At 39.8% G+C, this 26,055-nt stretch carries 20 protein-coding genes and 1 pseudogene; 6 read left to right on the top strand and 15 right to left on the bottom strand.

Annotated features, from left to right (window positions below):
• Positions 1–194 precede the first annotated feature (194 nt).
• The 5 genes and pseudogenes from DER53_RS08115 to hxlR all read right to left on the bottom strand — a co-directional run bounded on the left by DER53_RS08115 (position 195) and on the right by hxlR (position 4,005).
• Positions 195–778, bottom strand: a pseudogene (locus tag DER53_RS08115) (spermine/spermidine synthase domain-containing protein).
• Positions 779–954: 176 nt separating this feature from the next.
• Positions 955–1,626 (bottom strand): hypothetical protein, encoded by a 672-nt coding sequence (locus DER53_RS08110; RefSeq protein ID WP_062753839.1) that lies wholly within the window; start codon positions 1,624–1,626, stop codon positions 955–957.
• Positions 1,627–1,643: 17 nt separating this feature from the next.
• Entirely contained in the window at positions 1,644–2,318 is a 675-nt protein-coding gene (locus tag DER53_RS08105) for a GNAT family N-acetyltransferase (RefSeq protein ID WP_062677802.1), read from the bottom strand.
• A 34-nt stretch (positions 2,319–2,352) separates the two neighbouring features.
• A complete protein-coding gene (locus tag DER53_RS08100; protein ID WP_062753841.1) occupies positions 2,353–3,210 on the bottom strand; it encodes a carbon-nitrogen hydrolase family protein in 858 nt (285 codons plus the stop codon).
• A gap of 429 nt (positions 3,211–3,639) precedes the next feature.
• The gene (gene hxlR, locus DER53_RS08095; RefSeq protein WP_062677804.1) at positions 3,640–4,005 is read right to left on the bottom strand and encodes a transcriptional activator HxlR; all 366 of its coding nucleotides are present in this window, start codon (positions 4,003–4,005) and stop codon (positions 3,640–3,642) included.
• A gap of 564 nt (positions 4,006–4,569) precedes the next feature.
• Between hxlR and zwf the strand changes: the two genes are divergently transcribed.
• The 3 genes from zwf (at position 4,570) to DER53_RS08075 (ending at position 8,515) form a co-directional block, all read left to right on the top strand.
• Positions 4,570–6,027 (top strand): glucose-6-phosphate dehydrogenase, encoded by a 1,458-nt coding sequence (zwf, locus tag DER53_RS08085; RefSeq protein WP_062753843.1) that lies wholly within the window; start codon positions 4,570–4,572, stop codon positions 6,025–6,027.
• 114 nt (positions 6,028–6,141) lie between these two features.
• Complete coding sequence (gene gnd, locus DER53_RS08080; protein WP_062678481.1) at positions 6,142–7,044, top strand: phosphogluconate dehydrogenase (NAD(+)-dependent, decarboxylating); 903 nt, start codon at positions 6,142–6,144, stop codon at positions 7,042–7,044.
• Between the two features lie 133 nt (positions 7,045–7,177).
• A complete protein-coding gene (locus DER53_RS08075) occupies positions 7,178–8,515 on the top strand; it encodes a glucose-6-phosphate isomerase (RefSeq protein WP_062753847.1) in 1,338 nt (445 codons plus the stop codon).
• Positions 8,516–8,773: 258 nt separating this feature from the next.
• Here DER53_RS08075 and DER53_RS08070 read toward each other — a convergent pair whose 3' ends face one another.
• The 6 genes from DER53_RS08070 to DER53_RS08045 form a co-directional block, all read right to left on the bottom strand.
• Positions 8,774–9,799 (bottom strand): LacI family DNA-binding transcriptional regulator, encoded by a 1,026-nt coding sequence (locus tag DER53_RS08070; RefSeq protein ID WP_062753848.1) that lies wholly within the window; start codon positions 9,797–9,799, stop codon positions 8,774–8,776.
• Positions 9,800–9,913: 114 nt separating this feature from the next.
• Positions 9,914–11,446, bottom strand: a complete 1,533-nt coding sequence (locus DER53_RS08065; RefSeq protein WP_062753850.1) for an alpha-amylase family glycosyl hydrolase — start codon at positions 11,444–11,446, stop codon at positions 9,914–9,916.
• A 198-nt stretch (positions 11,447–11,644) separates the two neighbouring features.
• Entirely contained in the window at positions 11,645–12,460 is an 816-nt protein-coding gene (locus DER53_RS08060; protein WP_062753852.1) for a carbohydrate ABC transporter permease, read from the bottom strand.
• Positions 12,460–13,320, bottom strand: a complete 861-nt coding sequence (locus DER53_RS08055; RefSeq protein ID WP_062753854.1) for a carbohydrate ABC transporter permease — start codon at positions 13,318–13,320, stop codon at positions 12,460–12,462. Before DER53_RS08055 ends, DER53_RS08060 begins: the two co-directional genes overlap by 1 nt.
• A 285-nt stretch (positions 13,321–13,605) precedes the next feature.
• Positions 13,606–14,916: an ABC transporter substrate-binding protein gene (locus tag DER53_RS08050; RefSeq protein ID WP_062753856.1), complete on the bottom strand. Its 1,311-nt coding sequence runs from the start codon at positions 14,914–14,916 to the stop codon at positions 13,606–13,608.
• A 189-nt stretch (positions 14,917–15,105) separates the two neighbouring features.
• Complete coding sequence (locus DER53_RS08045; RefSeq protein WP_013877336.1) at positions 15,106–15,969, bottom strand: AraC family transcriptional regulator; 864 nt, start codon at positions 15,967–15,969, stop codon at positions 15,106–15,108.
• Positions 15,970–16,093: 124 nt separating this feature from the next.
• On the opposite strand from DER53_RS08045, the gene DER53_RS08040 reads away from it, so the two are divergent.
• Positions 16,094–17,446 (top strand): MATE family efflux transporter, encoded by a 1,353-nt coding sequence (locus tag DER53_RS08040; protein WP_012749386.1) that lies wholly within the window; start codon positions 16,094–16,096, stop codon positions 17,444–17,446.
• A gap of 28 nt (positions 17,447–17,474) precedes the next feature.
• Here DER53_RS08040 and asnB read toward each other — a convergent pair whose 3' ends face one another.
• Positions 17,475–19,322, bottom strand: a complete 1,848-nt coding sequence (gene asnB / locus DER53_RS08035; RefSeq protein WP_062753858.1) for an asparagine synthase (glutamine-hydrolyzing) — start codon at positions 19,320–19,322, stop codon at positions 17,475–17,477.
• 284 nt (positions 19,323–19,606) lie between these two features.
• Between asnB and DER53_RS08030 the strand changes: the two genes are divergently transcribed.
• The gene (locus DER53_RS08030; protein WP_012749384.1) at positions 19,607–20,155 is read left to right on the top strand and encodes a DUF2777 domain-containing protein; all 549 of its coding nucleotides are present in this window, start codon (positions 19,607–19,609) and stop codon (positions 20,153–20,155) included.
• A 31-nt stretch (positions 20,156–20,186) separates the two neighbouring features.
• On the opposite strand, the gene DER53_RS08025 is transcribed toward DER53_RS08030, so the two are convergent.
• A complete protein-coding gene (locus DER53_RS08025) occupies positions 20,187–23,042 on the bottom strand; it encodes an EAL domain-containing protein (RefSeq protein ID WP_062753860.1) in 2,856 nt (951 codons plus the stop codon).
• 118 nt (positions 23,043–23,160) lie between these two features.
• The gene (locus DER53_RS08020; RefSeq protein WP_012749382.1) at positions 23,161–23,514 is read right to left on the bottom strand and encodes a YisL family protein; all 354 of its coding nucleotides are present in this window, start codon (positions 23,512–23,514) and stop codon (positions 23,161–23,163) included.
• A 310-nt stretch (positions 23,515–23,824) separates the two neighbouring features.
• Here DER53_RS08020 and DER53_RS08015 point away from each other — a divergent pair, with 310 nt between their 5' ends.
• Positions 23,825–25,021: an ornithine--oxo-acid transaminase gene (locus tag DER53_RS08015; RefSeq protein WP_012749381.1), complete on the top strand. Its 1,197-nt coding sequence runs from the start codon at positions 23,825–23,827 to the stop codon at positions 25,019–25,021.
• Positions 25,022–25,062: 41 nt separating this feature from the next.
• On the opposite strand, the gene DER53_RS08010 is transcribed toward DER53_RS08015, so the two are convergent.
• On the bottom strand, positions 25,063–25,965 hold the full coding sequence (locus DER53_RS08010; RefSeq protein ID WP_062753862.1) for a fumarylacetoacetate hydrolase family protein: 903 nt from the start codon (positions 25,963–25,965) through the stop codon (positions 25,063–25,065).
• Positions 25,966–26,055: the final 90 nt, after the last annotated feature.

The raw sequence follows: 26,055 nt of genomic DNA, 5'->3' as shown, positions 1-26,055 counted from the left end.
GTAGCGGCGGTTCAAACGTTTTTTGGAACGTTTGTCAGTTGCTTCTTAGTGTGGGTCTAACGAGCATCCGGCTACATGTCTTCGTTTTCTTCGTGACCATCACGATTTCCATTCAGAAAAACGGCTTGCACCCGCTCTAAGTCGTTGCCAACGCTGATAAACACATTTCCCGAGTATGCCTCATCAAAGCGCGCTCATTTTCCCTCCCCTGTGATTAACTCTTGCACGAACACGGGTAGCTGGAAAAGGGCTTTGTGCATTCTCGGATGATAATAGCGGGTATTGATTGGATTGAGCTTCGTTTCATCCACTTTCATTGGATCATACTTTTTCGAACCGATCGTAAATCTTCAACATGTTTTATTCCGTCGGTTACCTCTATTTTGACGCGTGGATCCTCTAAAGCACCTGCGATTTTGGGGAAATAGGTTTTGGAAGCTTCTATCACTTTGCCGTCAATCTCTGCCAAAGTAGCTGTTTTTACCGAAGAATGTTTCAAAATTTCGCGGATGGCCCCTCCATCTCCACCGCCAACGACAAGCACATGTTCCGGATTAGGATGGGTATTCATCGCCACATGGGTAATCATTTCATGGTATACAAACTCATCGCCATCGGTAGTCATTACCATGCCATCTAAAACAAGCATGTTGCCAAATTGGACTGTTTCAATTACATCAAGGGTTTGAAATTTCGTTTTTTCATGGTGTAAAGTGCGACGAATCTTGGTTGTGATTCCATGATCGGGAGTTTGTTTTTCTGTATACCAGAGTTCCATCTCCATCTGTAAAAGTCCTCTTATTCGAATTTTGATGTGTTATTTAAGATAAAGCAACCTTCATCTTTCATGTACCGAATAGCATTCTTGCTTCTTTCGATAGGGAAACGATAAAGGATGCCGCTAAATCTGGAAGAATTTTTTTAGGTTTCATAAGCATTACGTTTCTATAGGATTTAAATCGGTAATAGCGTTACGGTATCTTTCGCTTCCAGATTTTCAATCATTTCATACCAAGCCCTTGGCTTGTTCGATAAGACAGAATAATAACGTTTCAAAAACTTCACAACAAGATCCGCTGGAAGTTCATTCACGCTATCGTCCATCGGAAGAAAACAAAGATCGAGACCGGTTACGGCTTCTCCATCATTGTTCCAAGATGGATGGACATAAGGGAAGTCAAGCCGCTTATATCCCAAATGCGATAATACCTCACGACGAACATATGGATCCATCAGCTTAATCCCGCCAAATTCATAATGCTCTACCCGATAAGGATCATAAATTTCAGCGAACATGCCATATAACTGCTTTCCGTTTGCTGCGGCCCAGTTGTTCAAATCCTCTAACCGCTTTTTGGCTAAAAATCGACCAATCCCTAGTCCTGCTTGGCCGATAATGGTGAAATCTGTCATCGCGACATTTAAATCTTCATAATAGCGGTACTCTGTCGCACCTACTACCTCTCCTTCGTAAACAGCAACACACACACGAATTCCCGGATCTTCCAGAGGCTCTTTCCACAAATCGAATGCTAATACTTCTTCAGGAGGAAATACATTTTGCATCAATTGGTGCATTTTTTTAAACAAAGGGTCTTCAATACTCGTAATTCTGAGATATTCCATCTTCATCATTCTCCTTGTTAAGATTTGGATCTATAAAAAGGATTTTTCCATTCCATCAGTGCAGCATAATTGCACGATTCTTCATCCTCTAAATAGTTTGCCACCACTTTAACAGGTGTACGGCCACAGCGAAGCAGAAAGGTAATAACAGGATCCTTCAATTCTCCTTTTACTACAGCTTCGAGATATTGTTCCGCTGTCATCTTATGAGCTTTTTTATGATAGCCGGGCATTCTCCCTCCACCTAACAGCCGTTCTAATCCCAAATGAACAACTACTTCATACATGGATAACATCAGCCATTTTCCCAGCCCTAATTTGCGATAGGCAGGACGCACGCCAATATCAACAACATAGAGTGTATTCCCGTTTGGATTATGGTTACGGATATATCCATTATCCGTGATCTCTTCCCATGTATGGTCCGGATGGCTGGGATCAAAGTCAACAATAAGTCCCGTCATCGATCCCACAATTTCGCCATTCACCTCAACACATAAGGCACCCTCTGGAAATAGTGTTACATGGTTTTTCAGCTGTTCCGTATTCCACCATAATTCAGACGGGAATGGTGGAGGAAAACTTTCCTGTTGAATGCGGATTAAGCCAGGGAAGTCCTTTTCTTCATAATTTCGGATTACCGCTGGAACAGGACGATCTTGGTCAAAGACGTAAAACTCCTTTCGATACATTCTTCACCCTCCTTATAGAGCAGCTAGTCACATCTTATTTCCAATCCGGATAAAGATCCGTGCGTCGATCACGCCACGTGGTGACAGAACCGCTTTCGCGAACCTGATATAACAGCTCTAAATCGAGATCAGCGGTTACAATCATATCATGATTGATTTCTCCTTCTACCAAGATGCCGCGCGGAGGAAATGGAATATCGTTCGGTGTAATCACCGCCGCTTGCCCAAAATTTGCCCTCATGAAATCAACCGTAGGAAGGGAACCTACCGTACCAGTGGTGACGACATAAACTTGATTTTCGATTGCTCTCGCATGGCTGGTGTAACGGACACGATAAAATCCGTGACGATCATCGGTGCATGAAGGGCAGAAAATGACATCAGCCCCTTTCGCCTTTGCCATTCGAACGATTTCTGGAAATTCGATGTCATAGCAAGTCAACATCGCAATGGTTCCCTTGTCTGTTTCGAACACCTGCAAGCTTTCTCCAGGAGACATATTCCATTCCTTTACTTCCGTCGGAGTGATATGAAGCTTTGGCTGTTCGGCAACTCTTCCGTCTGGATAGAATAAATGAGCAACGTTGTATAATCGTCCGCCTTTACGGATGACATGGGTTCCTCCAATAATATGCATCTTTGTTTGCTTAGCCAAATTAATAAATAAAGACCGATATTGTTCTGTAAAATCAGGAAGATCTTGAATGGTCAAAGGTTGCCCTTGCTGGTTGCCAATAGACATTAGCTGGGTGGTGAAAAATTCCGGAAACAAGACAAAATCCGCCCCAAACTCTTCGGCTGTTTTAATATAATGTTCTACTTGTTTGGCAAATTCCTCAAACGATTGGATGGTATGAAGATGATATTGAACTGCTGAAACTCTCAGTTTCATAGTCTCCCCCTCTCTTGTTATCCATCTAGTAACGTTTCGCCCCAGTCAGTGGCGATACTGATATTATTAGACACATCATTCAATTTAACAAGTACACACTTTTGTGTTACATAGTGTGGAAAAGTATACTAAAAGAGGATAAACGAAAAAAAGGAGAATAAAAAAGAAGTCTGTAGAAACGATGAGGGATCTGATGATAGAGGTGATGCTTTGTGATCTGCAACCACGTACATACAAAAAAACCAACGGACAGTGGATCTTTCATAAAGATGGTTGTCCGCTGGTTTTTTAACGTCTAATATAAACTTATTGCTTTCTTCATCTCTATATCGATAAGTGTGCATTTTCTATGAAAATTACCTGCCTGTAAAAGTATATTAAGGAGTACGAGCAGGGAGTTTTCGAAGCTTTAAAGGAGAAAAGTTTTTTCTACTTGGCGGCCTCATTGATTTTTACTTGACCTTTGACAACAGTCTCCATATAGTTTCTGCCCCATTCATACATAGCATCAAGAATTGGCATCAGACTTTTTCCATGCTCGGTCAGTGAATATTCTACTTTTGGTGGAACAACAGGATAGACTTCGCGATGAACAATTTGATCTTCCTCCAGCTCTCGCAACTGGTTAACAAGCATTCTTTGGGTGATCCCCGGCATGAGAGCTTTTAGTTCACTAAACCGCTTCTTTCCCCCTTTTCCTAGATGCCATAAAATAAGCATTTTCCATTTACCGCCTATAACAGCGAGTGTTAATTCTTTTTCACAGTTATACGTCTTGCCACAAACGTGTCCCATCGTTTCACCTCCCATGTTTATTACAGCCCATGGTATACTCATTTTCACTTTATAATAATAAAACACATACTGTCAAATAAATGTTATACACATTTATTCACTCATAGCAGATGGCATTCATTTCTCTGGATGGTAAAGGTCTCTTCATGATACATTCCGTTCATTGTATCTGCATGCCTTTTATATCATTAGGTATATTTTTTTGCACTATATTATTTTTTTATCACTACATGATAATAAAGTGCGTACTTCTCAATAAATTTTATACGCATTATACTAGCATCTGTAAACCAATTACGAGCACTGGAGGGAGCAGCATGAATCGTTTTACTATTCCGCGCGATATTTATTTCGGAGAGAATGCTCTCGATGTTTTAAAAACGCTGGAAGGAACAAAAGCTGCCCTCGTCTTTGTTGAACTTTCATGAACGAAAAAATACAAGAACAAGACCTTCTTCCTGTTCACAAAAATACCAATTCTTGCAATGTAGTAAACCTTGTTACATCTGCTCTATCAGCTTTATTCTTTTTGAAAAATGTTTCAAAAAGACAGGGGGGATAACATTGGATTCGATGACCTTTGTCTTGTTTGGGGCAACAGGTGATTTAGCTAAACGAAAAATTTTCCCTGCATTATATAATTTATTTCTCGACCAAAAAATGCCTCAGTCGTTTTCCATTATTGGAGTAAGTAAAAGAGAATTATCCGATGATGAATTTCAAATATATGTGGAAAATTCGGTAAAAACCTTTTCTAGACGTTTGACAAATGACCGTTCCAAAATGGAAGAGTTTCTCCGTGCGTTTCGTTATACTTCTTTAGATGTAACGAATGCACAAGGGTATAAAAAGTTGCTCGAAATTGTTCAACAACGTGAAAAAGAATTGAATATTCCTGAAAACCGTATGTTTTACTTATCTGTTGCGCCAGAATTTTTTGATGTGATTACGTCAAACATCAAGGAAAGTGGATTAGGATCCACCAATGGTTGGAAACGTCTGATTATCGAAAAACCTTTTGGTCACGATATAAAATCGGCCCAAGATTTAAACGAAAAGTTAAGTCAAGCTTTCGAAGAAGAAGAAATTTATCGGGTGGATCATTACCTTGGAAAACCGATGGTCCAAAACCTTGAAGCTTTAAAGTTTGCCAACCCTGTGTTTCAAGCGATATGGAACAATCAATATATAGCCAATGTACAAATTACGGCAAGTGAGACGGTTGGAGTAGAACAAAGAGCAAGCTATTATGATCAGGCAGGAGCCATTCGCGATATGTTCCAAAATCATATGCTGCAATTGTTGATGATGACAGCCATGCACCTGCCAAAACAGATTAGCGCAAAAGACATCCGTAATGAGAAAAGAAAAATCATGGAATCTCTTCGACCAATACAGAAAGAAGAAGTAGGTTTACACGTCGTTCGTGGTCAATACGGTCCTGGAGAAATCCATGGTAAACCAGTTGTTGGATATAAAGAAGAACCTGAAATCGATGCTTCTTCAACAACGGAGACATTTGTTGCTGCTCGTTTGTGGATTGATGATGAAAATTGGAGCGGGGTACCATTCTATATCCGTACAGGTAAAAGAATGAAGGAAAAGTCCACACGTATTGTCATTGAATTTAAAAATCCATTAAAGGAATGGTACTTACCGAAAAATGAGAAAACAGCTCCTAATCTTTTGGTGATTCAAATCAATCCGAACGAAGGTGTTACGTTGCAATTCAATAGTAAAAATGTATTCAACAATGGAAAAATGGAACCTGTTCATATGCACTTTACGACTAATCAGAAAGAGGTACCCGAAGCCTATGAACTCTTAATTTTTGACGCTTTACATGGCGATTCGACTTTCTTTGCTCATTGGAAAGAAGTTGAACTATCTTGGAAATGGGTGCAACCTGTTTTAGAGGCATTTGAGGAAAATCTCCTTCCTCTTCATTCATATCGTTCAGGTTCGATGGGACCAGAAGCTTCTTATCAATTATTGAAAGAAGACGGATTTTATTGGCGGTAGGCAATCACTTTCAGAGCAAACTTGAAAACATAATTAAGTTGTCAATATGTGAAATAGGAAATGCATTATTCTACCATCAAATCTTCTTTGATCAAGTTTTAGGAGGTAGTCAGCATGAGAGTCGGGTTAATCGGTTTAGGAAAAATGGGATTAAACTTAGGTAAAAATCTCATTGAACATAAGCACGAAGTAGTGGCGTTCGATGTAAATGCAAATGCGGTTGAAGAAATAAAAAAATACGGGGCTAAAGGCGTATCCAGTTTAAAGGAGCTCGTTCTATCATTAGAAAACCCAAGAATTCTTTGGATGATGGTTCCACACACAGTTGTTGATTCGGTGATTAGTGAGATTACACCATTTTTAAGCAAAGGAGACATCGTGATTGATGGTGGCAATTCTCACTATAAGGAATCGATTCGTCGTTATAACGAGCTAAAGGAGATTGGAATTCACTTTATGGATGCTGGAACCTCTGGTGGAGTGGAAGGTGCTCGTAACGGAGCGTGTTACATGGTTGGAGGGGATTCTGAAGCTTGGAACATTGTCGAGCCTCTTTTCCGAGATACCGCTGTCAAAAATGGGTATTTATATACAGGAAAAGCAGGTAGTGGCCACTTCTTAAAAATGGTCCACAATGGGATTGAATATGGAATGATGGCTGCCATTGGCGAAGGATTCGAAATATTAGAGAAAAGCGAATTCGATTATGACTATGAAAAAGTTGCAAGAGTGTGGAATAATGGTTCAGTTATTCGTTCATGGCTCATGGAATTAACAGAACGCGCATTTTCAAAAGATGCAAAATTAGAGGAAATCAAAGGAATTATGTATTCTTCCGGTGAAGGGAAATGGACAGTCGAAACGGCTTTAGATCTACAAACTGCCACTCCTGTCATCGCCATGTCCTTATTGATGCGGTATCGTTCATTAGAAAACGATACATTTACAGGCAAAGTGGTAGCAGCTCTACGCAACGAATTTGGCGGACATGCTGTAGAAAAAAATGAGAAGAAATAAACCGTTATAAGCATTTGAAGCATCTCCAGAAAAAACTTTTAAGGAAATAACATAAAATCCCCTTTCAGACGTAAGGTCCAAAATGATCAATGGACATGCACAGCAAAATTGGAAGAGAAAGGAGAAGTGTTATATGGCTATCTCTTTTGATTACTCTAATGCATTACCATTTATGCAAGAGAATGAACTAGATTATTTAAGCGAATTTGTAAAAGCAGCTCATCATATGCTTCATGAAAGGAAAGGTCCAGGATCGGATTTTCTCGGTTGGGTTGATTGGCCGATCCGCTATGATAAAAACGAATTTTCGCGAATCAAACAAGCTGCTGAAAGAATCCGGAATCATTCAGACGCTCTTGTGGTGATCGGCATTGGCGGATCTTATTTGGGTGCAAGGGCGGCTATTGAAGCATTATCCCATACCTTTCATAACCAAATGAACGATACGACACAAATTTATTTTGCTGGTCAGAATATCAGTTCCACTTATATCTCTCATTTATTAGATGTATTAGAAGGCAAAGATCTGTCTATCAATGTCATTTCTAAATCGGGAACAACGACAGAGCCTGCCATTGCTTTCCGCATTTTCCGTGATTACATGGAGAAGAAATATGGAAAAGAGGAAGCAAGAAAACGGATTTACGTTACTACTGACCGAACAAAAGGAGCATTAAAAAAGCTCGCCGATCAAGAAGGATATGAAACGTTCGTTATTCCGGATAACATAGGCGGGAGATATTCTGTGCTGACAGCAGTTGGGCTATTACCAATCGCTGTAGCTGGACTGAATATTGACCGAATGATGGAAGGGGCAGCATCAGCATATCATAAATATAATAATCCCGATCTTTTAACCAATGAGAGTTATCAGTATGCCGCTGTACGAAATATTCTCTACCGTAAAGGCAAAGCGATCGAATTATTGGTTAATTATGAGCCATCCCTTCATTATGTATCGGAGTGGTGGAAACAGCTGTTTGGAGAAAGTGAAGGGAAAGATCAGAAAGGACTCTTTCCTGCATCCGTTGACTTTACAACAGATTTACATTCCATGGGGCAATACGTTCAGGAAGGCCGACGCAATCTGATCGAAACAGTGCTGCATGTCAAGAAACCGCAAATCGAACTGACGATTCAAGAAGATCCAGAAAATATCGATGGATTGAATTTCTTGGCCGGTAAAACGCTGGATGAAGTAAACAAAAAGGCTTTTCAAGGCACGCTATTAGCACATGTAGACGGTGGAGTGCCTAACTTAATTGTTGAACTGGATGAAATGAATGAATACACCTTTGGTGAAATGGTATACTTCTTCGAAAAAGCTTGCGGCATCAGCGGTCATTTACTCGGTGTGAATCCGTTTGATCAGCCGGGAGTGGAAGCATACAAGAAAAATATGTTTGCCTTACTTGGCAAACCGGGTTTTGAAGATGAAAAAGCGGCTCTCATGAAACGGTTATCTAAATAACGTTTTCTTACTCGATATCATGGCTATCTTGAAATGTGACTCTACATCTAAACTACCTGTTTTCCTGAACTCTGCAGGAGACAGGTAGTTTCATTTTTCCTGAATTTGATTATAATCTTTTTCCGCATGTAGACCGTTTTCAGCAAGTAAAATCAGTATGTCTAATACAGATCGATAGAGTGTAGGTACATGTACTTTCCAATTTAAAAAAGCCGACTCCAAACGATCACGTGCAGGGTGATCGCTTGTGTCAGCTTTTTATTTCCGATAATAATCACACGAAAACCGCTTCACAATCCGATGCGGAATTATGATGCGTTTTACCGGTTCGTTCGGGTTGGCGATTTTTTCGATTAAACTTTTTGTTGCTTCATAACCGAGCTGGAAAATGTGGATGTCCACCGATGTCAGCGGCGGACGCGACATTTCCGCCAGCAGCGTGTTGTTGAAGCTGACGATCGAAATGTCATCGGGAACGCGCAGTCCCATTTCATCCAATGTCTTCAGCACGCCTAAGGCCATTAAGTCGTCGGCGACGACAAGCGCGGTCGGCGGATCTGCGAGCGAAAGCAACTCCTTCATCGCTTCCTGACCGCCTTCCTGCAGAAATTCTTCATGCATGATATAGTCTTCCCGATAAGGAAGCCCTGCTCCTTTTAATGCCGCCTCATAGCCGTGCAATCGGTCGACGGTCACTAAATATTTCTTATTTCCGCCGACAAAGGCAATTCGTTCGTGCCCTAACTCAATTAAATGCTGGGCCGCTTCTTTCGCCGCCCGATAGTTATCGTTGTCCACATGGGTGATTTGTTCTTCTTTTTGATGCGGCTTTCCGATAACAACAAACGGAAATTTATTTTTTTGCAAGTATTTCATCAGCTTATCATCGATGCGCGAATATAACAAAATCACCCCGTCCACGCGGCGGCCTTGAAGCATGTCGATGACTTCTTCATAAATTTCATCTTCTTCTTCTCCCGTCGACATTTGCAGCGCATATTTCTTCTCATGCGCCGCTTTGCTGATGCCACGAATCACTTCTGGAAAAAACGGGTTTTGCAGCGCTAGTTCGGCAGCGCTCGGCATGACAATTCCGATCACCTGTGTCGCTTGACTCGCCAAACTGCGCGCAATAAAATTCGGATGATAGCCAAGTTCTTTCATTGCCTGTCGCACTTTTCGCTTCGTCTTCTCACTAATTCGCGGACTGTCGGCAATAACGCGGGAAACCGTGGAGGGAGCCACGTTTGCTCGTTTTGCAACATCTTTAATCGTGACGTTCATCTTTACTCCCCCATTGCTTTTTATCCATAGTATACGTTGTTTATCATGCTAGTCGCGCCTCATTATTCACTTTCAGCGCCTTTGTGCATGTAGAAAGCCATTTTTCTTTTTATTCTACGTCGTCCGTTTCGACCGCTTTTTGGCAAAATACAAAAACAGGGCAAATAATGCGTAAACAGCAACAAGCGCAGCAATAAACGGAATATTTATGCCTGTTTTATCGGCAACAACATAAAATTCCGCCGTTTCGCGATTGATAATAATATCATAGCCTTCGCTGTCGCTCCGCACTAAATCTCCGGCAAGCAGCCCGCGCAATTCTTTGCCAGGTGCAAGCTGTTCATTCGTAATATGCACTTTTTGCGTTTTGCTTGTATTATTAATCGCAATCACTGTTGTTTCCTCTTTATATTGCCGTTTGAATACAGCCATGCCGTCCTTCTCATACAGCAACGTAAAATCGCCTCGTCTTAGTGACGGAAGCTGCTTTCGCAGTTCCCCCAGCTTTTTGATATATTGAATAATTTCATCATCGGCACGGAAATTCATTAAGCGGCGGTTATCGGGGTCTTCTCCCCCGTTCATCGCAATTTCCGTTCCATAATACATAATCGGAATGCCAGGAGCTGAGAATAAATATGATAAAGCAAGCTTTGTTCTGGAAATCGGGTTTTGTTTGTTGTCCAAAGCGAGCTTCGTAAACCGGACCGTATCGTGGTTGTCTAAAAATGTTCCCAGCAAATACGGACGGTCGTAAAATGTTTTATTATACTCCCATACGTCATAAAGCGGCCGCAATGATTGATCCCGTTTCGTCAATGTCGTCGTTACCGCATTGTAAAGCGGGTAATCGATGAAACCGTCAATTCCGTATTTTCCGTAATCCGCAATATAGCGCGGATCATCGGCCCATACTTCTCCAAGCAGCAAGAAGTCTTTTTTAACTGATTTTACTTCTTTGGAAAACTCTTTCCAAAATGATTTTGGCACATGGCGAACAGCATCTAAACGATAGCCGTCAATATCGGTCTGTTTGATCCACCACTTTGCCGCATCAATTAAATACCGCTTTACTTCCGGATTTTCATGCGCCAAATCAGGCAGGCCGTTCACCCAGCCATTTTCCACTTGCTTTTGGTTACTCCAATCGAAAATTTCTTTTTTCTTATGAAACCAGTCTTTCTTCGCTGGGTCGTTCAGCCATGGATGGTGGTAGCCGGTATGGTTGGCGACAAAATCCAGAATCACCTTCATGTTGCGTTTATGCGCTTCTTTCACTAACGTTTTTAAATCTTCCATCGTGCCAAAATGCGGATCGACTTTGTAAAAGTCTTGAATCCAATACCCATGATAGCCGCCCGGTTCATTTTTAAAAATCGGTGTCAGCCAAATCGCCGTAAATCCCATATCTTTAATGTAGTCTAGTTTGGCGGTCACTCCTTTTAAATCACCGCCGTGATATCCTTTTGGATCATTGACATTAACGTCTTGGTCATTCGTCGGATCCATGTTGTTAAAGCGGTCGACCATAATAAAATAAATTGCCTCATCTTGCCATGTCCGTTCTTCTTTTTCAGCAGCTTGTACCGGAACCGCACAAAAAAGTAGAAACGGAAGCATAAATAAAGCGAATACTCGATTCCCCATTTCCGTTTCCCCCCCTTTAATCGTAGTATTGTTTGCTTTATCGGAAAAGGGTAATACCATTCTTATCATAACGGTTATTACCCTTTTGTTCCACCTAATGAGTATATAAAAAGGGGGAATTTATTATACAGCAATTTCTAAAACGATTACACTAAATGAATAGAAAAATGAAGGAAACGGGGGCGCTTTTTATAAACGTTATTTCACTGCCCCCTCCGACACTCCTTTTATAATCTGTTTTTGCGCAAAGAAATATCCAATAATGACTGGAAGGATTGCAATTGTTAACCCCGCAAGAGCCAAATGCCATTGTTTCGTGTATTCTCCAAAGAAGAAGAACATTTTTAGAGGGATCGTATGCATTCCTTCTTTATTGATCACAAGCGAAGGCAACAAATAATCGTTCCATATCCAAATGGTATTTAGGATTGCAACGGTAACAGTGATCGGTTTAAGCATCGGAAATATAATATGCCAAAACACTTGAAAACGATTAGCCCCATCTATGATTGCCGCTTCATCTAATGACTTTGGAATGCCATTTAATGTCCCATGATAAAGGAAGATAGAAAGACTGCATCCAAACCCTAAATACATGAATATTAATCCAATTCTATTTAACATATCCATCTGCCCAAAAATATAAATCAAAGGGATCATGACGGACTGAAATGGAATGAGCATCGCTCCAACAAAGATGAAAAATAATAAAGAACTCATTTTTCCCTTTCGTCTTGAAAGCGCATAAGCTGCCATGGATGAAAATATAATGATGATGCTGACACTGACAATGGTAATGAGCAAGGAATTAAAAAAAGTTTTCACAAAATCCAGCTCTTGAAAAGCTTCAACATAATTTTCAAATGTAAATGTTTCAGGTAATCGCAAAGTATCTGTAAATATTTCTCTCTTTGTCTTGAAAGAGTTTACAATCATTAAATAAAACGGAGCTAGCCAAACTAGAGCTAAAATAACCCCGAGGATTTCAACAACGTACTTCTGTGCTCTCCTCATTACATCTCCACTTCCCTTTTTTTATTGAAATACACTTGAGTCAAGGAAATTACGGCAACAATCACAAAAAATATCACCGCTTTTGATTGCGCATAAGCCATTTGGTTTTCGCTAAATGCTGTTTTAAAAATCTCCATTGCGATCATCTGTGTGGAGTTATAAGGGCCTCCGCCTGTTAAAGATAAGTTCTGGTCATACAGTTTAAAAGAGTTGGATAATGTTAAAAATAAACTTACGGTAAAAGCTGGCGCTACAAGCGGAAAAGTAATATGGCGAAAACGTTGGAAGCGATTAGCTCCATCGATCTCGGCAGCTTCTAATAACTCTTGCGGGATGCTTTCTAAATATGCAATATAAATAACCATAATGTAGCCTGCCATTTGCCAGCTTATTAAAATAACAAGTCCCCAAAAACCTGTTTCTGGTGTCGATAACCAGCCTTTTAAACTTTCTATGTGCAGGTAATTTCCTACATTAGCAAACACTTTAATAAAAATGAATTGCCAAATAAAACCGAGTATTAAACCTCCTATTAAATTCGGCATAAAAAAGATCGTTCGAAGAATTTTATACGTTTTTATTTTTTGAGTGACAATTAACGCAAGAGTCAATCCAAACAAATTAATAAAGAGCACAGACGCAATAGAAAACTTGGTTGTAAACCAAAGGGAGTGTAAAAATTCCTTGTCTTGAAAAACATTTATATAATGCTTAAATCCTACAAATTCAGTACTTTGAATCCCATTCCAATTAGTGAAAGAGTAGTATAAACCAAAAAAAAACGGTATGATTACAACAACGGTTAGCGCTATAAGAACTGGAGCCAAGAACAGCCAGTACCATAATGGTTGTTTTCTCATGGAAAACGCCTCCAATATAACTAAACTGACAAGAAGACTTAAAAAATATAGGTAGATTTCATCAAAAAATTTGAGTGTATTTTCGTTCCGTCTCCCATTTAACAGAGAAATAGAAGAAAACAAAGCAACTTACCATAGTGTTATTTTCTTCTATGCCACAATAATCCATTATTTTTACTATTCAAATGAGAGTGGGGCATGCGATACCACATGCCCAGTCGATAGAAAAGCCATTTGAAGGACCGATCGTAACTGGTTTTTATTAGTTAAATCAACACGCCTGATTTATTTATTTCTTGCTTCTTCCCATTCTTTTTTAGAATTTGCAATTAATTCATCCCATTTCATCTTTCCGCTTACATATTTTTGGATATTTACACCTAACTTATCCATGCCCCATCCTGTTGGATATCCCATGAATACCCAACCAATCGTTTTTCCTTGTTGAGCATAATCATAAATTTCTTTAGATAGTGGGTCAGAAATTTCCGAAGAATCATATCCATCATACGCCGGAATAAATTTAAATTCATTCAAAACAATTTCTTTTCCTTCATCAGATGTGTATAACCAATCTAAGAATTTTTTCGATTCTTTTACTACTTTTTCATCTTTATTTTTGTTTACTGCCCAATACATCGGAACACCGACTGGAATGACATCCTCTTTATATCCTTCAATTGGTATTGGCAAAATGCCGATATTTTTCTCTGCTAATTCTGGATCGATATCTGCGATTGAGTTATATACCCAGTTCCCCTGTTGAATGATCGCTACACGTCCCGTAGAAAATAATTCTTCCACTTGCTGCGAATAATCTAGACTTACAGTAGGCTGCACAGAATATTTATTTTGTAAATCAATTAATTTTTTCATTGCATCGCCGTACTTAAATTCAACGGTTTTTGCATTAAATGCGTTTACAACATTTGAATCAAATTCAGGCGCTAAAAATACATTAGATAGGTGAAGCCCAGTTACCCAAGTTTCTTTAGCAGGAAAAGCAAAAACAGCATCAATGCCTAAAGATTTTTTTTCTTTGTCCAGTTTTTTGACTGCATTTTCTAAATCAGAAAAAGACTTAATATTTTTTGGATCAATACCCGCTTTTTTAAATATTTCTTTATTATAAATTAGTCCATATCCTTCTTGGTTATATGGAAGTCCTAAAATTTGATCGCCTTTCTTAACCCCATCAAGCGTTCCTTCAAGAGCTAGGGATGCAGCTTTTGTATCTGACAAATCAGCCAATTTATCTAACCAATCTTCCACATCTTGCGGACCACCAACGTTAAAAATCGCCGGTTCATCTCCTGAAGCAAATTTTGATTTAAGTGCAGCACCGTAGTCTTCACCGCCACCGACTGTCGTAATATTAATTTTGACACCCGGATGCTCTTTTTCATATTGTTTTGCTAATTTTTCAAATTGATCTTTAAATTCCACTTTAAATTGGAAAATGTCAATTGTCACTTGATCATCTGAGCTTTTGTTCCCAGAATCATTAGATGAATTAGATGAAGAACATCCAAATAACGCTACACTTAACAACAAAAATAATGAAAGAGCAGCTAAAAAGACCTTTTTTGCTTTCATTTTTCGTTTCCCCTCCAAATAAATTTTCGGAAACCGTTTGCACAAAATAGTACAAAATGAAAACGGTTGCACTTTTATTTTCATTATACAACACTTGTTTTATTTATCAAGCATTTTTTTCAAATTAACTCTTTTATAAAAATTTTCATCTTCCTAAATAATCTTGAAATGCGCAAACGATTTCTCTTTTTACATCCGATGCACAGTACGGCGATATTCTGTCGGTGTAACTCCTTCTATTTTTTTGAATAGTCTTGAAAAATAGGCGCCATCTTCAATTCCTGCTCTCTTGGCAATCGCTTCAATCGTTTCATTCGTTTCTGCCAACCATTTTTTTGCTTTTGACAAGCGATAATAATTCAAATATTGCACAAAACTCATGCCAATTGTTTTTTGCATGCAACGGGTAATGTAGTCAGGATGAAATCGTAATGATTGGGCGAGCTGCTGAATCGTAATCGGTTCAGCATAATGCCGTTCGATGTAAGCAACCGCTTCGGCACACACTTTTTCAGAAGCGCTTGGAATATGCAGCTCCTGTTTTTGCAATTGCCAAATGAATTCAACAAAATAGAGTAATTGCTTTAATGAACGATCTGGATCTCTTTCCTCATTCAGCTCGACTAATTGTTGAAGCAATTGTTCGATGCGTTCCCTTTGCTTTACTTTCGCATATTGCCGTATCCAAAAACGATATTGAACCGACTCGACATATGTTGCTTCCCTCTCAATGACATTTTGCCAGCTTAACGACTGTTTTGGAACAATGTCATATCCTCCTTCGATCGTAAAATGAAGCCAAACTAGTTGTGTTTCTTCCGTGCAAGGATAATGCCCGTAATGCTCTCTTCCCGGAATAAGAATAAGATATTCTCCTTCTTTTACAGCAAATTCCTTGTTTTCTTCTGTCATATATAAGCATCCCTTTTTCACATATAACAAATCAAACACAGAAAACGTCCGTCGAAAATGTTTTTGTCCTTTTGGAAATACGCTTTCTGCCCCTTTAATAAAAATCGGAAACGGCGGAAAAGAAAATGTTATGTATTCCATTCCAAACATCCTTTCACATGTCGGAAATATACAAATCAAATCGCTCTTTTCTCTTCTTATTATGCAATAAACTAGATAAACTTGATATAGTTTTAAAGTCGGAATGATTAAAGGAGTTGTCTTGATGAACACCGATCAGAAAAAGCTTTCCTTATTTGCGCTGACATGGCCGATTTTTATTGAAACGCTATTATATATGGTCATGGGAAATGCCGATACATTGATGCTAAGCCAGTATTCGGATCACTCTGTTGCCGCTGTCGGCGTAGCGAATCAAATTATTGCTGTGATTATTGTCATGTTTAATTTTATTGCCTTAGCCACTGCCGTCTTAGTGGCGCAATATTTGGGGGCTGAAAGAAAGCAGCATGCAGTGGAAGTTTCGCTCATCTCTATCGCTGTTAACTTTTTGTTCGGCCTTGTACTTAGCAGTGTGCTATTCTTTTTCGGAAAGCCAATTTTATATACGATGAAACTATCGAACCATTTGCTTACAGAGGCGAACGACTATTTAATGATCGTCGGCGGATTTTTATTTATTCAAGCGCTCATTATGACCATTGGAGCTATATTAAAAAGCTATGGTTTTACCCGTGAAACGATGTACGTAACCATCGGCATGAACATACTGAATGTGATTGGCAACTACTTATTTATTTTTGGACCGTTCGATTTTCCAGTATTAGGAGTAAAAGGGGTGGCAATCTCGACAACCGTCAGCCGTCTCATCGGATTGATCGTTATCTTTTCTTTATTATTGAAACGGACAAAAATGCCATTTTCATTATCCGTTCTTCGTTCTTTGCCATTTCATCATATCCGGGATCTATTGAAAATCGGAATTCCATCCGCTGGAGAACACTTGGCGTACAATACGGCGCAAATGCTTATTACGTATTTTATTACTTGGCTTGGAGCAGAAGCGTTGACAACGAGAGTATATACGCAAAATATTATGATGTTTGTTTTTTTATTTGGCATTGCGATAAGTCAAGGGACGCAAATTCTTGTCGGCCATCTCGTCGGGGCCGGACGCTATACAGAAGCATATACACGTTGTTTAAAAAGTTTGCGCAGCGCCATCGTCATCTCGATCACGATGGCATCGATTAGTTTCATTTTCTCAAGACAGCTGCTTTCATTGTTTACAGATAATGAACAAATTATCGAAACAGGCCGATTGCTTCTCTTATTGACAATAGTATTAGAGCCCGGACGTTCGTTTAATCTCGTTATCATTAGTTCACTGCGGGCAGCTGGAGATGTTAAATTTCCAGTATATATGGGGATATTGTCCATGTGGGGCGTTAGTGTTGCCATTTCCTATTTTCTCGGTATTGAGGCTGGTTTAGGACTGATTGGGGTATGGATTTCCTTTATTGCTGATGAATGGCTGCGTGGATTGCTGATGTTATGGCGTTGGCGTTCGAAAGTGTGGATGAGAAAATCACTTATACCAAGCATAGAAACTGCATAGACAAAAAGAGCTGCGACAAAGGCAGCTCTTATTCTTTTATGGTAATGCCGTATTTTTGGAACCAAACATGCACTTGGCCAAGATACGCCAATAGTTGTGGTCCTGTCATTAACTGTCCAAACCAAGGCGCTTGGAATGATTTTCCTTCTGTTTCCACTAACTCTTCTAATTTTTTCGCATCAAAAAATTCATAAAGAATCGATGAGCGGTCGTGCAATAATTCTTTTACCCAATTTTTTACTAGCTTCGTATAAAGCGGATGGTGGGTTTTCGGATACGGGCTTTTTTTGCGATATAACACTTCCTCTGGTAAAATTCCTTCCAATGCCTTGCGCAAAATGCCTTTTTCGCGGTTGCCGTACATTTTCATCTCCCAAGGAATATTCCAAACATATTCTACTAACCGATGATCGGCAAACGGCACGCGAACTTCCAAACTCGCGCCCATACTCATGCGGTCTTTTCGATCCAAAAGCGTTGTCATAAACCAAATCATGTTCAAATAAAACAATTCGCGCCGCTTCGCATCTTCCGCACTTTCCCCTTCCAGTCTTGGAACCTCCGCGATCGTTTCACCAAAGCGCTTTTGTACATATTCATCCAGCTGCAATTTCTTTCTCCAATCTTCTTTTAATAAATCCATCCGTGCCTCTGTCGAACGCATCCAAGGGAATCCGTTCCGCGCTAAATCGTCAGGACGGTGAAACCATGGGTAGCCGCCAAAAATTTCGTCCGCACATTCCCCGGATAAACTAACGACAAAATCTTTTCTTATTTCTTTGCAAAACCATAGCAACGAAGAGTCCACATCCGCCATGCCTGGGACATCACGGACGATCACCGCTTCCTGTAAATGATGAAACAAATCTTCCTGACTAATGACACAATGATGATGGACGGTTTGGAATGTTTTTGACATTAGTTCAATCCAAGGCGCATCGGCATTTGGCTGAAAATCATTTGCTTTGAAATATTGGTCGTTCCCTTCATAATCAATCGAATACGTATGAAGTCGCCCTTTTCCTTCCTTTTCAAACGCCATTGCGGCAATGGCAGTAATGGAACTGGAATCAACCCCTCCTGATAAAAACGTACAAACAGGCACATCAGAAACAAGTTGGCGCGTAACAGCATCGATAAGAAGAAAACGGAGTTTTTCTACCGTTTCACCGAACGAATCTCTATGCACATCGCTTTGAACATTCCAGTAACGCCATACTTTTATTCCTTTACGGGAAAACGTTAGAGCATGCGCTGGGCGCAATTCTTTCATTCCGCGAAACACGCCATGCCCTGGTGTCCGTGACGGACCTAATCCAAACACTTCTGCTAACCCTTCATAGTCCACTTCTGCTTTTACTTCCGGATGTGCCAAAATTGCTTTCATTTCTGAGCCAAACAAAAGACTATCATGGACATGCCGATAAAAAAGCGGCTTCACGCCAAGTCGGTCCCGCGCTAAAAATAGCTGTTCGCGCTGTTCATCCCAAATCGCAAAAGCAAAAATTCCGTTAAAATAATCAACACAGTGCTCTTTCCACTCTATATAAGCGTTTAATAATACTTCCGTATCCGAATGCCCTTGGAATGTATACCCCTTTTTTAATAGTTCTTTACGAATGTCTTCTGTATTATATAATTCTCCGTTATAACAAACGGTATAACGATACCCATTTTTCATTCTTGTCATCGGCTGTTTGCCGCCTGCTGGGTCGACCACGATAAGCCGCTTATGCCCAAATGCGGCATGTTCGCTAAACCAAGCATTCGTATCGTCAGGTCCACGTTTCGCTAATGTTTCTGTCATTTTAGAGATAATCTCTTTTTCCATTCGCAAGTCGCGTTGAAAATCAACCCAACCGGTGATACCACACATACGAACCAATCCTTTCTTGATAGATAACAAAAAAGCTATTTTTAACATAACACGTCCCGAACGCCATACCTTTTCTTTTCCTTAGCTAAGCCAAGCTATCTCGCGCTTGAGGGATTTTATCATAGTTCTTCCCGCCTTCGCTTTCTTTTTAATTTGGCATTCTCCTTATTGGCATGATTCCATTTTATGCAGCACCTCTCATTTCGATGAATTGTCCGATTGTAAGAACGATGTGAATAAATGGAAGACAATTTGGCAAAACAGGAAATAAAGGAGGAGGAAAAGTGAACATCGAACATCGTCTTCAATGCATAAATGAACAAAAACGCGCTTATATACAAGGAACGATTGAATTCGTAAACGGCGAGTGGATCTTTTTTGATGAAGAAGATGAGGAAGCATCATTACTTGAGGAAATGACAGAAGGAAATATAGAGATTTTCCGCCATGGTCATTGGATGTGCGGCCAATTACAAAAAGACGGGATGGTCGATATAGGGATCGAAGTTTTCCCGCTTCAAAGCGGCGAACACGTCCGTTTTCGAAAGCGGCTTCCATACGCTTATCAACAATGGCTCGAATCGCTTTCGGATAAAACGTTTTTTCATTTTGTACAGTGGCTAAATGAACTCGGCTTTTCTTTATACGATTGTTTATACTGCTATAATGGATTGTTATTTAAAAAATATTCTGGTGTTAATTTTATTATTTATGATAATACTGAATTCATTAGCAACGTCCAACATTACTATGAGCGTGGAGATACATATAAAGACCGCTTTGAAATCACATTTAATACCGGAAAACGGTTTATTTGCGCGCACATCGGATAATGGGGAAAGAGTTGTTTCTTTCCCCAATTCTCTATTTGTGGCTTACCGTCATATATGTTGACAATTCTTCTGCGGTTACCGGACGATACAATGCATATCCTTGTGCGTGATGGCAATGCAGCATTTTTAACAATTCCAGCTGCTCGACCGTTTCCACCCCTTCGGCTACTGTTTTTAGTCCTAATCCGTGCCCCATCGTAATAATTGCCTTTACGATCGCGATATCCGAAGAATTTGTATGCATTTGCTCAACAAATGAACGATCAATTTTTAATATGTTTACTGGTAAATTTTTTAAATAACTAAAAGAAGCGTATCCACTTCCAAAATCATCAATAGCAATACCGACACCGAGCTGCTGTAATTCTTTCATTACTTGAATACTGTAATGAAGATTACGAAGCATAGAGTTCTCCGTTAATTCTAAATGTAAGCAATTTGGGGAGAGCTGCGATTGCTCTAGCGCCTGTTTTACATCATCAATAAAGCCTTCATGCTGAAATTGTCTCGCCGACACATTCACAGAAACGAAGAGTTGTTGATTCCATAATTGCTGCCATTTTTTTGTTTGTTTGCAAGCCGTTACTAATACCCATCTTCCAATTTCATGAATGAGCCCCGTCTCTTCTGCTAGTGAAATAAATTCATTCGGTCTAACAAGTCCTAGCTTTGGATGGCGCCAACGAATTAACGCTTCGTTTCCGACAATAACACCTTTATGTATATCAATAATCGGCTGATAGCATAGAAAAAATTCTTGATTTTCCAGTGCTTTTCGCAAATATCTCTCCATCTCTAAACGGTATAACGTTTCTTCATTCATTTTTGCAGAATAAAATTGTATTCGATTTCCCCCACTCTGTTTTGCTCTATTTAGGGCGATATCAGCATTTTTGAGCAATGAATGTTTATCCACACCATCGTTTGGATAGAAGCTGATTCCAATACTTATAGTGATAAAAAATTCTTTGTTTTCATATACAATCGGCTTCATCACTTCTTTTGAAATGTGCGCTGCTGTTTTAAACACTCCTTCTGAATCGGTGCGCTCTGTTAAAAGTAAACAAAACTTATCCCCATGAAACCTTCCTAAATACGCTCCAGCTGGCAAAACATGCTGAATGCGCTGAACGACTTGTTTTAAAATTTCATCTCCCGCATAATGCCCTATACTATCGTTAACTAGCTTAAAACGGTCTAAATCGATGAATACGACTGCTAGCTTCCTATTTTTTTGCTTCGCCTTTTCTAACTGTTCATCGATGATTTCCATAAACTTTGTCCGGTTTGGAAGATGGGTATCCGGGTCATAATACGCTAAATATGAAATTTTTTCTTCCGCTTTTTTTTGTTCGGTAATATCTCTTCCAATCCCGTAAATGCCTACTTTTTTCCCATCAACGATAATTGGAACGTTTTTAATTTGGAATAATAATGTTTCCCCTGATTTTGTAGGAATCTCCAAATTATAATATTGAATTTTTCCACGCAAAGCTCGATAAAAATGTCTGCTAACACGAGGTACATCATTCGGATGCATGTATTTTAAAGCGTTCGTATGTAAAATTTCCTCTTTTGTGTAACCTAGAATTTTCTCGAAAGCGGGATTCACGTTCGTAAAATTCCCATGTAAATCAGTAGAATATACAATATCTGTATTATGTTCAAAAAGTGATTGTGATATTTGTACATGAACGCGAAGCCTCTCCATTTCTCGAGAGGAGGTGGACATTAAATTCGCTAGCGTCATCACCCCTTGAAACATCTCAGGAATAGATAAAGAAACGGAAGCACTGCTATTCTCTCCGTTCTGATTTCCCTCCGATAACGCAATCATGCTAAAAGTGGCTGAACGTATATCTCTATCCTTGATCACCAGTTCTACAAATATAAATGGCGTAAAAGTAGGAGCAACTTGCTCCAGCGTTGTCGTTATTTGCTCTAGCACTGGATATGCATAGCCTTGTACGGCGATGCTGCGATAGAAAAAAATCGCTTCCGTGTATTTTTTCGTCAATTTGTTTAATTCATCGGATATAGTCCAAACCAATGACGTTAAATGAACGTAGCTAAACTTAACCTTCTCCCCTTGATGGACGTAACCGTTTAGTTCAATAGAACCATCCTCATTTGCTTTCACGATGGATAAACATTCTTTATGGCCATTTTTCTCAATAATGAACGGAAATTCCGCTCCTGAAAAAGGCAATCGATCGATAAATTCCTTTCCTAAATAACGTTGCAGCAATTTTATTGCTTTTTTTCCATCAAGCTCGTATAACTTATTTCCGCTGCATTTCGTTATTCGAAAAGCAGTGCCAACTGGTTCCCATAAAAACGGATGTGATGATTGAACACGAAAAGCAGAACCGTTAAAACTAATTGCCAGCATACCGCCAGTGACAAATCCTTCATGCGAAAACAAACGCTCTCCTTCATTAATTCGCCCGGCAATCACAACCGTTTTTTCATTTGCTAGTGGTATATGGCGAATAAGGGAATGAAGATTGCTATTCTGGTCAGTAAATAAAAGAAGAAGATTTGTTTCTTCCGTTATAAGCGTATCCGAAATATATGTTACAAGCTCAAGTTCATTTGCAAATTCTTCGTATGATAATAAAACAGAGTGAACGCTAACTTTTTCGAACACAGTAAAACATATAAAAAATTTGTCATCGAAACCAAAATGTTCGCCGTATGTGACGCCAAATAGCTGCGCTTGTGGAAGATAACGCTGAAGCAACCCAATCATTTTCCGAAGTTCAAGCTGATCGACTTTATTGGCTGCAACTTGTACAAAAATATGTTCATATTGGGCAAGGTGGTGCTGTGCGATAAAGTCATACAATTCTTCTGTATTATGACAATGTAGACGGTACATGTTCATTCATTTCCACCACTCTTATGCGAATATTTAGAAAATTTACAAAAACCCTCTCTCTACTAACATATCATATTTTTTCTATCAGAAAAAGCGGCAACTCCACATGGAATTGCCGCTTATTTCAAAAGAGATCAAACCCCAGCGGTAACATGAATCCTAAAAATAGAACGAGCACGAATGCGACGATCCATTGAATCCATGCAACATTCGTATTTTTTCCTTTTTTCATGCCGCTTAAAACCATCTCCATTGCCCCGATTAACCATAGGCCAACAATAGCTTTGATGATGTATAATATGGAAATCGAAGCAATGCTATGTAATAAAAGCCCCCCTGTTATCACGGTGAAGATGTAAAACAAACGAAGTGCCATTTGTACAATTTTTGCTTTCGAAGCCCCCGAGCGTTGCAATGAAACGGCGATAAAAAACAATATAACGGTGATTAACCAACTTGTAATATGTGCATGTGTCATGCCATTTCCTCCTTTTTCACATATTCATCCCCATCATAGCATGCATCAATCAGAAAAAACAAACTTTATATTAATCAAAAACTATTTATCTCCCCTGCTCTAGGAGGAAAGTCAACAGGTTCCTGTGTGCTACAGAGCTTCTGCCTTCGCATAAACACTCGCTCTAATTCCACAAGACTTTCATGAGCAAGGAATCCCTCCGCTCTCCCGGTTTAAGACTCTTTTCATCATTTACATCGTTTAACATCCCTTTTTTTGTTATAATAAAAAATAGCGCAAAAATTCCATAAATCACTAGGGAGGAACACGCATGAGCAAAACCACTGAAATTATCCGCTTAACAGAGCAATACGGCGCGAACAACTATCATCCGCTTCCGGTTGTTCTTACTAAAGGAGAAGGGGTATGGGTAGAAGACCCGGAAGGCAATCGTTATATGGATATGTTAAGCGCTTACTCAGCCGTCAACCAAGGGCATCGCCACCCGAAAATTATTCAAGCACTAAAAGAGCAAGCAGATCGCATCACATTAACTTCGCGCGCGTTCCATAATGATCAGCTAGGCCCTTGGTATGAAAAAGTCGCGAAATTAACCGGTAAAGACATGGTTTTACCGATGAATACAGGTGCAGAAGCGGTAGAAACCGCTTTTAAAGCGGCGCGGCGCTGGGCGTACGACGTTAAAGGCGTAGAAAAAGATAAAGCGGAAATTATCGTTTGTGAAAACAATTTCCATGGCCGAACGATGGCAGCGGTATCAATGTCCTCTAGCGAAGAGTATAAACGCGGTTTCGGACCGATGCTCCCAGGCATTAAAATCATCCCATACGGCGATGTGGAAGCATTAAAGAAAGCGATTACACCAAATACGGCAGCTTTTATTTTTGAGCCGATTCAAGGCGAAGCAGGAATTAATATCCCGCCGGAAGGCTTTTTGAAAGAAGCGTACAATGTATGTAAAGAAAATAATGTTCTTTATATTGCAGATGAAATTCAATCTGGCCTCGGCCGTTCTGGAAAAATGTTTGCTTGCGACTGGGAAAATGTCGTTCCAGATATGTACATCCTCGGTAAAGCATTAGGAGGCGGCGTATTCCCTATCTCTTGCGTAGCAGCAAACCGCGACATTCTCGGCGTGTTTAATCCTGGCTCCCACGGCTCCACATTTGGCGGAAACCCACTTGCATGCGCGGTATCCATCGCGGCGCTTGATGTCATTATCGAAGAAAAATTGCCGGAACGTTCGTTGGAATTAGGGAACTATTTCATCGAAAAACTGCGTGAAATTCAACATCCAGACATTAAAGAAGTGCGCGGAAGAGGACTGTTTATTGGTGTGGAACTTCATACTTCCGCCCGTCCATATTGTGAAAAATTAAAACAAGAAGGGCTATTGTGCAAAGAAACGCACGATACCGTCATTCGTTTTGCTCCACCGCTCGTTATTACAAAAGAAGAATTGGATTGGGCAATAGAGCGGGTGAAAAAAGTGTTTGCTGGGGTATAACAGTGAAACGGGGCTGGTGAATAGAAACGCCCCGTTTTTTCTTACTCTCCAATTTTATTTCTTAACGTTCCGATTCCTTCGATCGTAATTTCCACAACATCTCCCGCTTGTAAAAAGCGCGGCGGCTTCATTCCTTTTCCGACTCCCGCCGGCGTTCCGGTAGCGATAATGTCTCCTGGTTCCAGCGTGATTCCGCGAGAAATGGTTTCAATAATCGTTTCGACGTTAAAAATAAATTGCTCTGTGCTCGCTTTTTGTCTTATTTCTCCATTCACTTTCGTCTCTATTTGCAGCTTATTTGGATTTTCAATAAGTGATTGATGGACAATCCATGGTCCCATTGGACAGAATGTATCCAAACTTTTTCCAAGCAAATATTGTTGATGCCGTTCCTGCAAATCACGTGCCGTAATATCATTGATAATGGTATAACCAAATACATAATCAAGTGCCTCTTCTTTGCGAATCGCCTTTCCGCGTTTGCCGATCACAACAGCAAGTTCTCCTTCGTAATCCAATTCGTCTGTCACATCAGCGTGGCGCAAAACCGTTTCCTCATGTCCGATCACCGTTGTCGGCACTTTGGAAAATACAATGAGGTGCTGTGGGATATCCAACTTCCCTCCTAGTTCGATGGCATGATCTGCGTAGTTTTTTCCAATGCAAAAAATATTTTTGGCTGGGCGCGGAATCGGTGCCAGCAAACGAACATCGTGTAAATCATACATATATTGTGTAGACGGGTTTTCTTTTACCCATGCTGCAATTTCATTTACTCTATTAAGAAACTCATCTCCTAACGCGATACACTCCAACAATGACGACGGAAGCGTCATGCGCTTTTGCATCGCCTGCTCGGCAAGGTGTAAATGAACGACCTTCTCACTCTCCTCGACTATACCGACAAATATTTTATTATTACGCTGTGCTGTAACAAATCTCACCGTAAAATCTCCTTTCTATTTGAATTAATATGTACTTGTTTACAAAAAACCTACTATTTGTTTAATTTTGTCTAAATTAGTAAAATTACT

Origin of the sequence: Parageobacillus toebii NBRC 107807, assembly GCF_003688615.2 — a bacterium.
GTDB lineage: Bacteria > Bacillota > Bacilli > Bacillales > Anoxybacillaceae > Parageobacillus_B > Parageobacillus_B toebii.
This window is presented reverse-complemented; position numbering and strand designations above follow the sequence as displayed.

Coding starts and splice junctions, on each gene's coding strand:
- DER53_RS08065 (WP_062753850.1), bottom strand. CDS start 11,446: ATGGGGAATCGAGTATTCGCTTTATTTATGCTTCCGTTTCTACTTTTT.
- DER53_RS08050 (WP_062753856.1), bottom strand. CDS start 14,916: ATGAAAGCAAAAAAGGTCTTTTTAGCTGCTCTTTCATTATTTTTGTTG.
- DER53_RS08055 (WP_062753854.1), bottom strand. CDS start 13,320: ATGAGAAAACAACCATTATGGTACTGGCTGTTCTTGGCTCCAGTTCTT.
- DER53_RS08075 (WP_062753847.1), top strand. CDS start 7,178: ATGGCTATCTCTTTTGATTACTCTAATGCATTACCATTTATGCAAGAG.
- DER53_RS08110 (WP_062753839.1), bottom strand. CDS start 1,626: ATGGAATATCTCAGAATTACGAGTATTGAAGACCCTTTGTTTAAAAAA.
- DER53_RS08070 (WP_062753848.1), bottom strand. CDS start 9,799: ATGAACGTCACGATTAAAGATGTTGCAAAACGAGCAAACGTGGCTCCC.
- DER53_RS08015 (WP_012749381.1), top strand. CDS start 23,825: ATGAGCAAAACCACTGAAATTATCCGCTTAACAGAGCAATACGGCGCG.
- DER53_RS08100 (WP_062753841.1), bottom strand. CDS start 3,210: ATGAAACTGAGAGTTTCAGCAGTTCAATATCATCTTCATACCATCCAA.
- DER53_RS08105 (WP_062677802.1), bottom strand. CDS start 2,318: ATGTATCGAAAGGAGTTTTACGTCTTTGACCAAGATCGTCCTGTTCCA.
- DER53_RS08045 (WP_013877336.1), bottom strand. CDS start 15,969: ATGGAATACATAACATTTTCTTTTCCGCCGTTTCCGATTTTTATTAAA.
- gnd (WP_062678481.1), top strand. CDS start 6,142: ATGAGAGTCGGGTTAATCGGTTTAGGAAAAATGGGATTAAACTTAGGT.
- DER53_RS08025 (WP_062753860.1), bottom strand. CDS start 23,042: ATGAACATGTACCGTCTACATTGTCATAATACAGAAGAATTGTATGAC.
- DER53_RS08040 (WP_012749386.1), top strand. CDS start 16,094: ATGAACACCGATCAGAAAAAGCTTTCCTTATTTGCGCTGACATGGCCG.
- DER53_RS08020 (WP_012749382.1), bottom strand. CDS start 23,514: ATGACACATGCACATATTACAAGTTGGTTAATCACCGTTATATTGTTT.
- hxlR (WP_062677804.1), bottom strand. CDS start 4,005: ATGGGACACGTTTGTGGCAAGACGTATAACTGTGAAAAAGAATTAACA.
- asnB (WP_062753858.1), bottom strand. CDS start 19,322: ATGTGTGGTATCACCGGTTGGGTTGATTTTCAACGCGACTTGCGAATG.
- DER53_RS08060 (WP_062753852.1), bottom strand. CDS start 12,460: ATGAGGAGAGCACAGAAGTACGTTGTTGAAATCCTCGGGGTTATTTTA.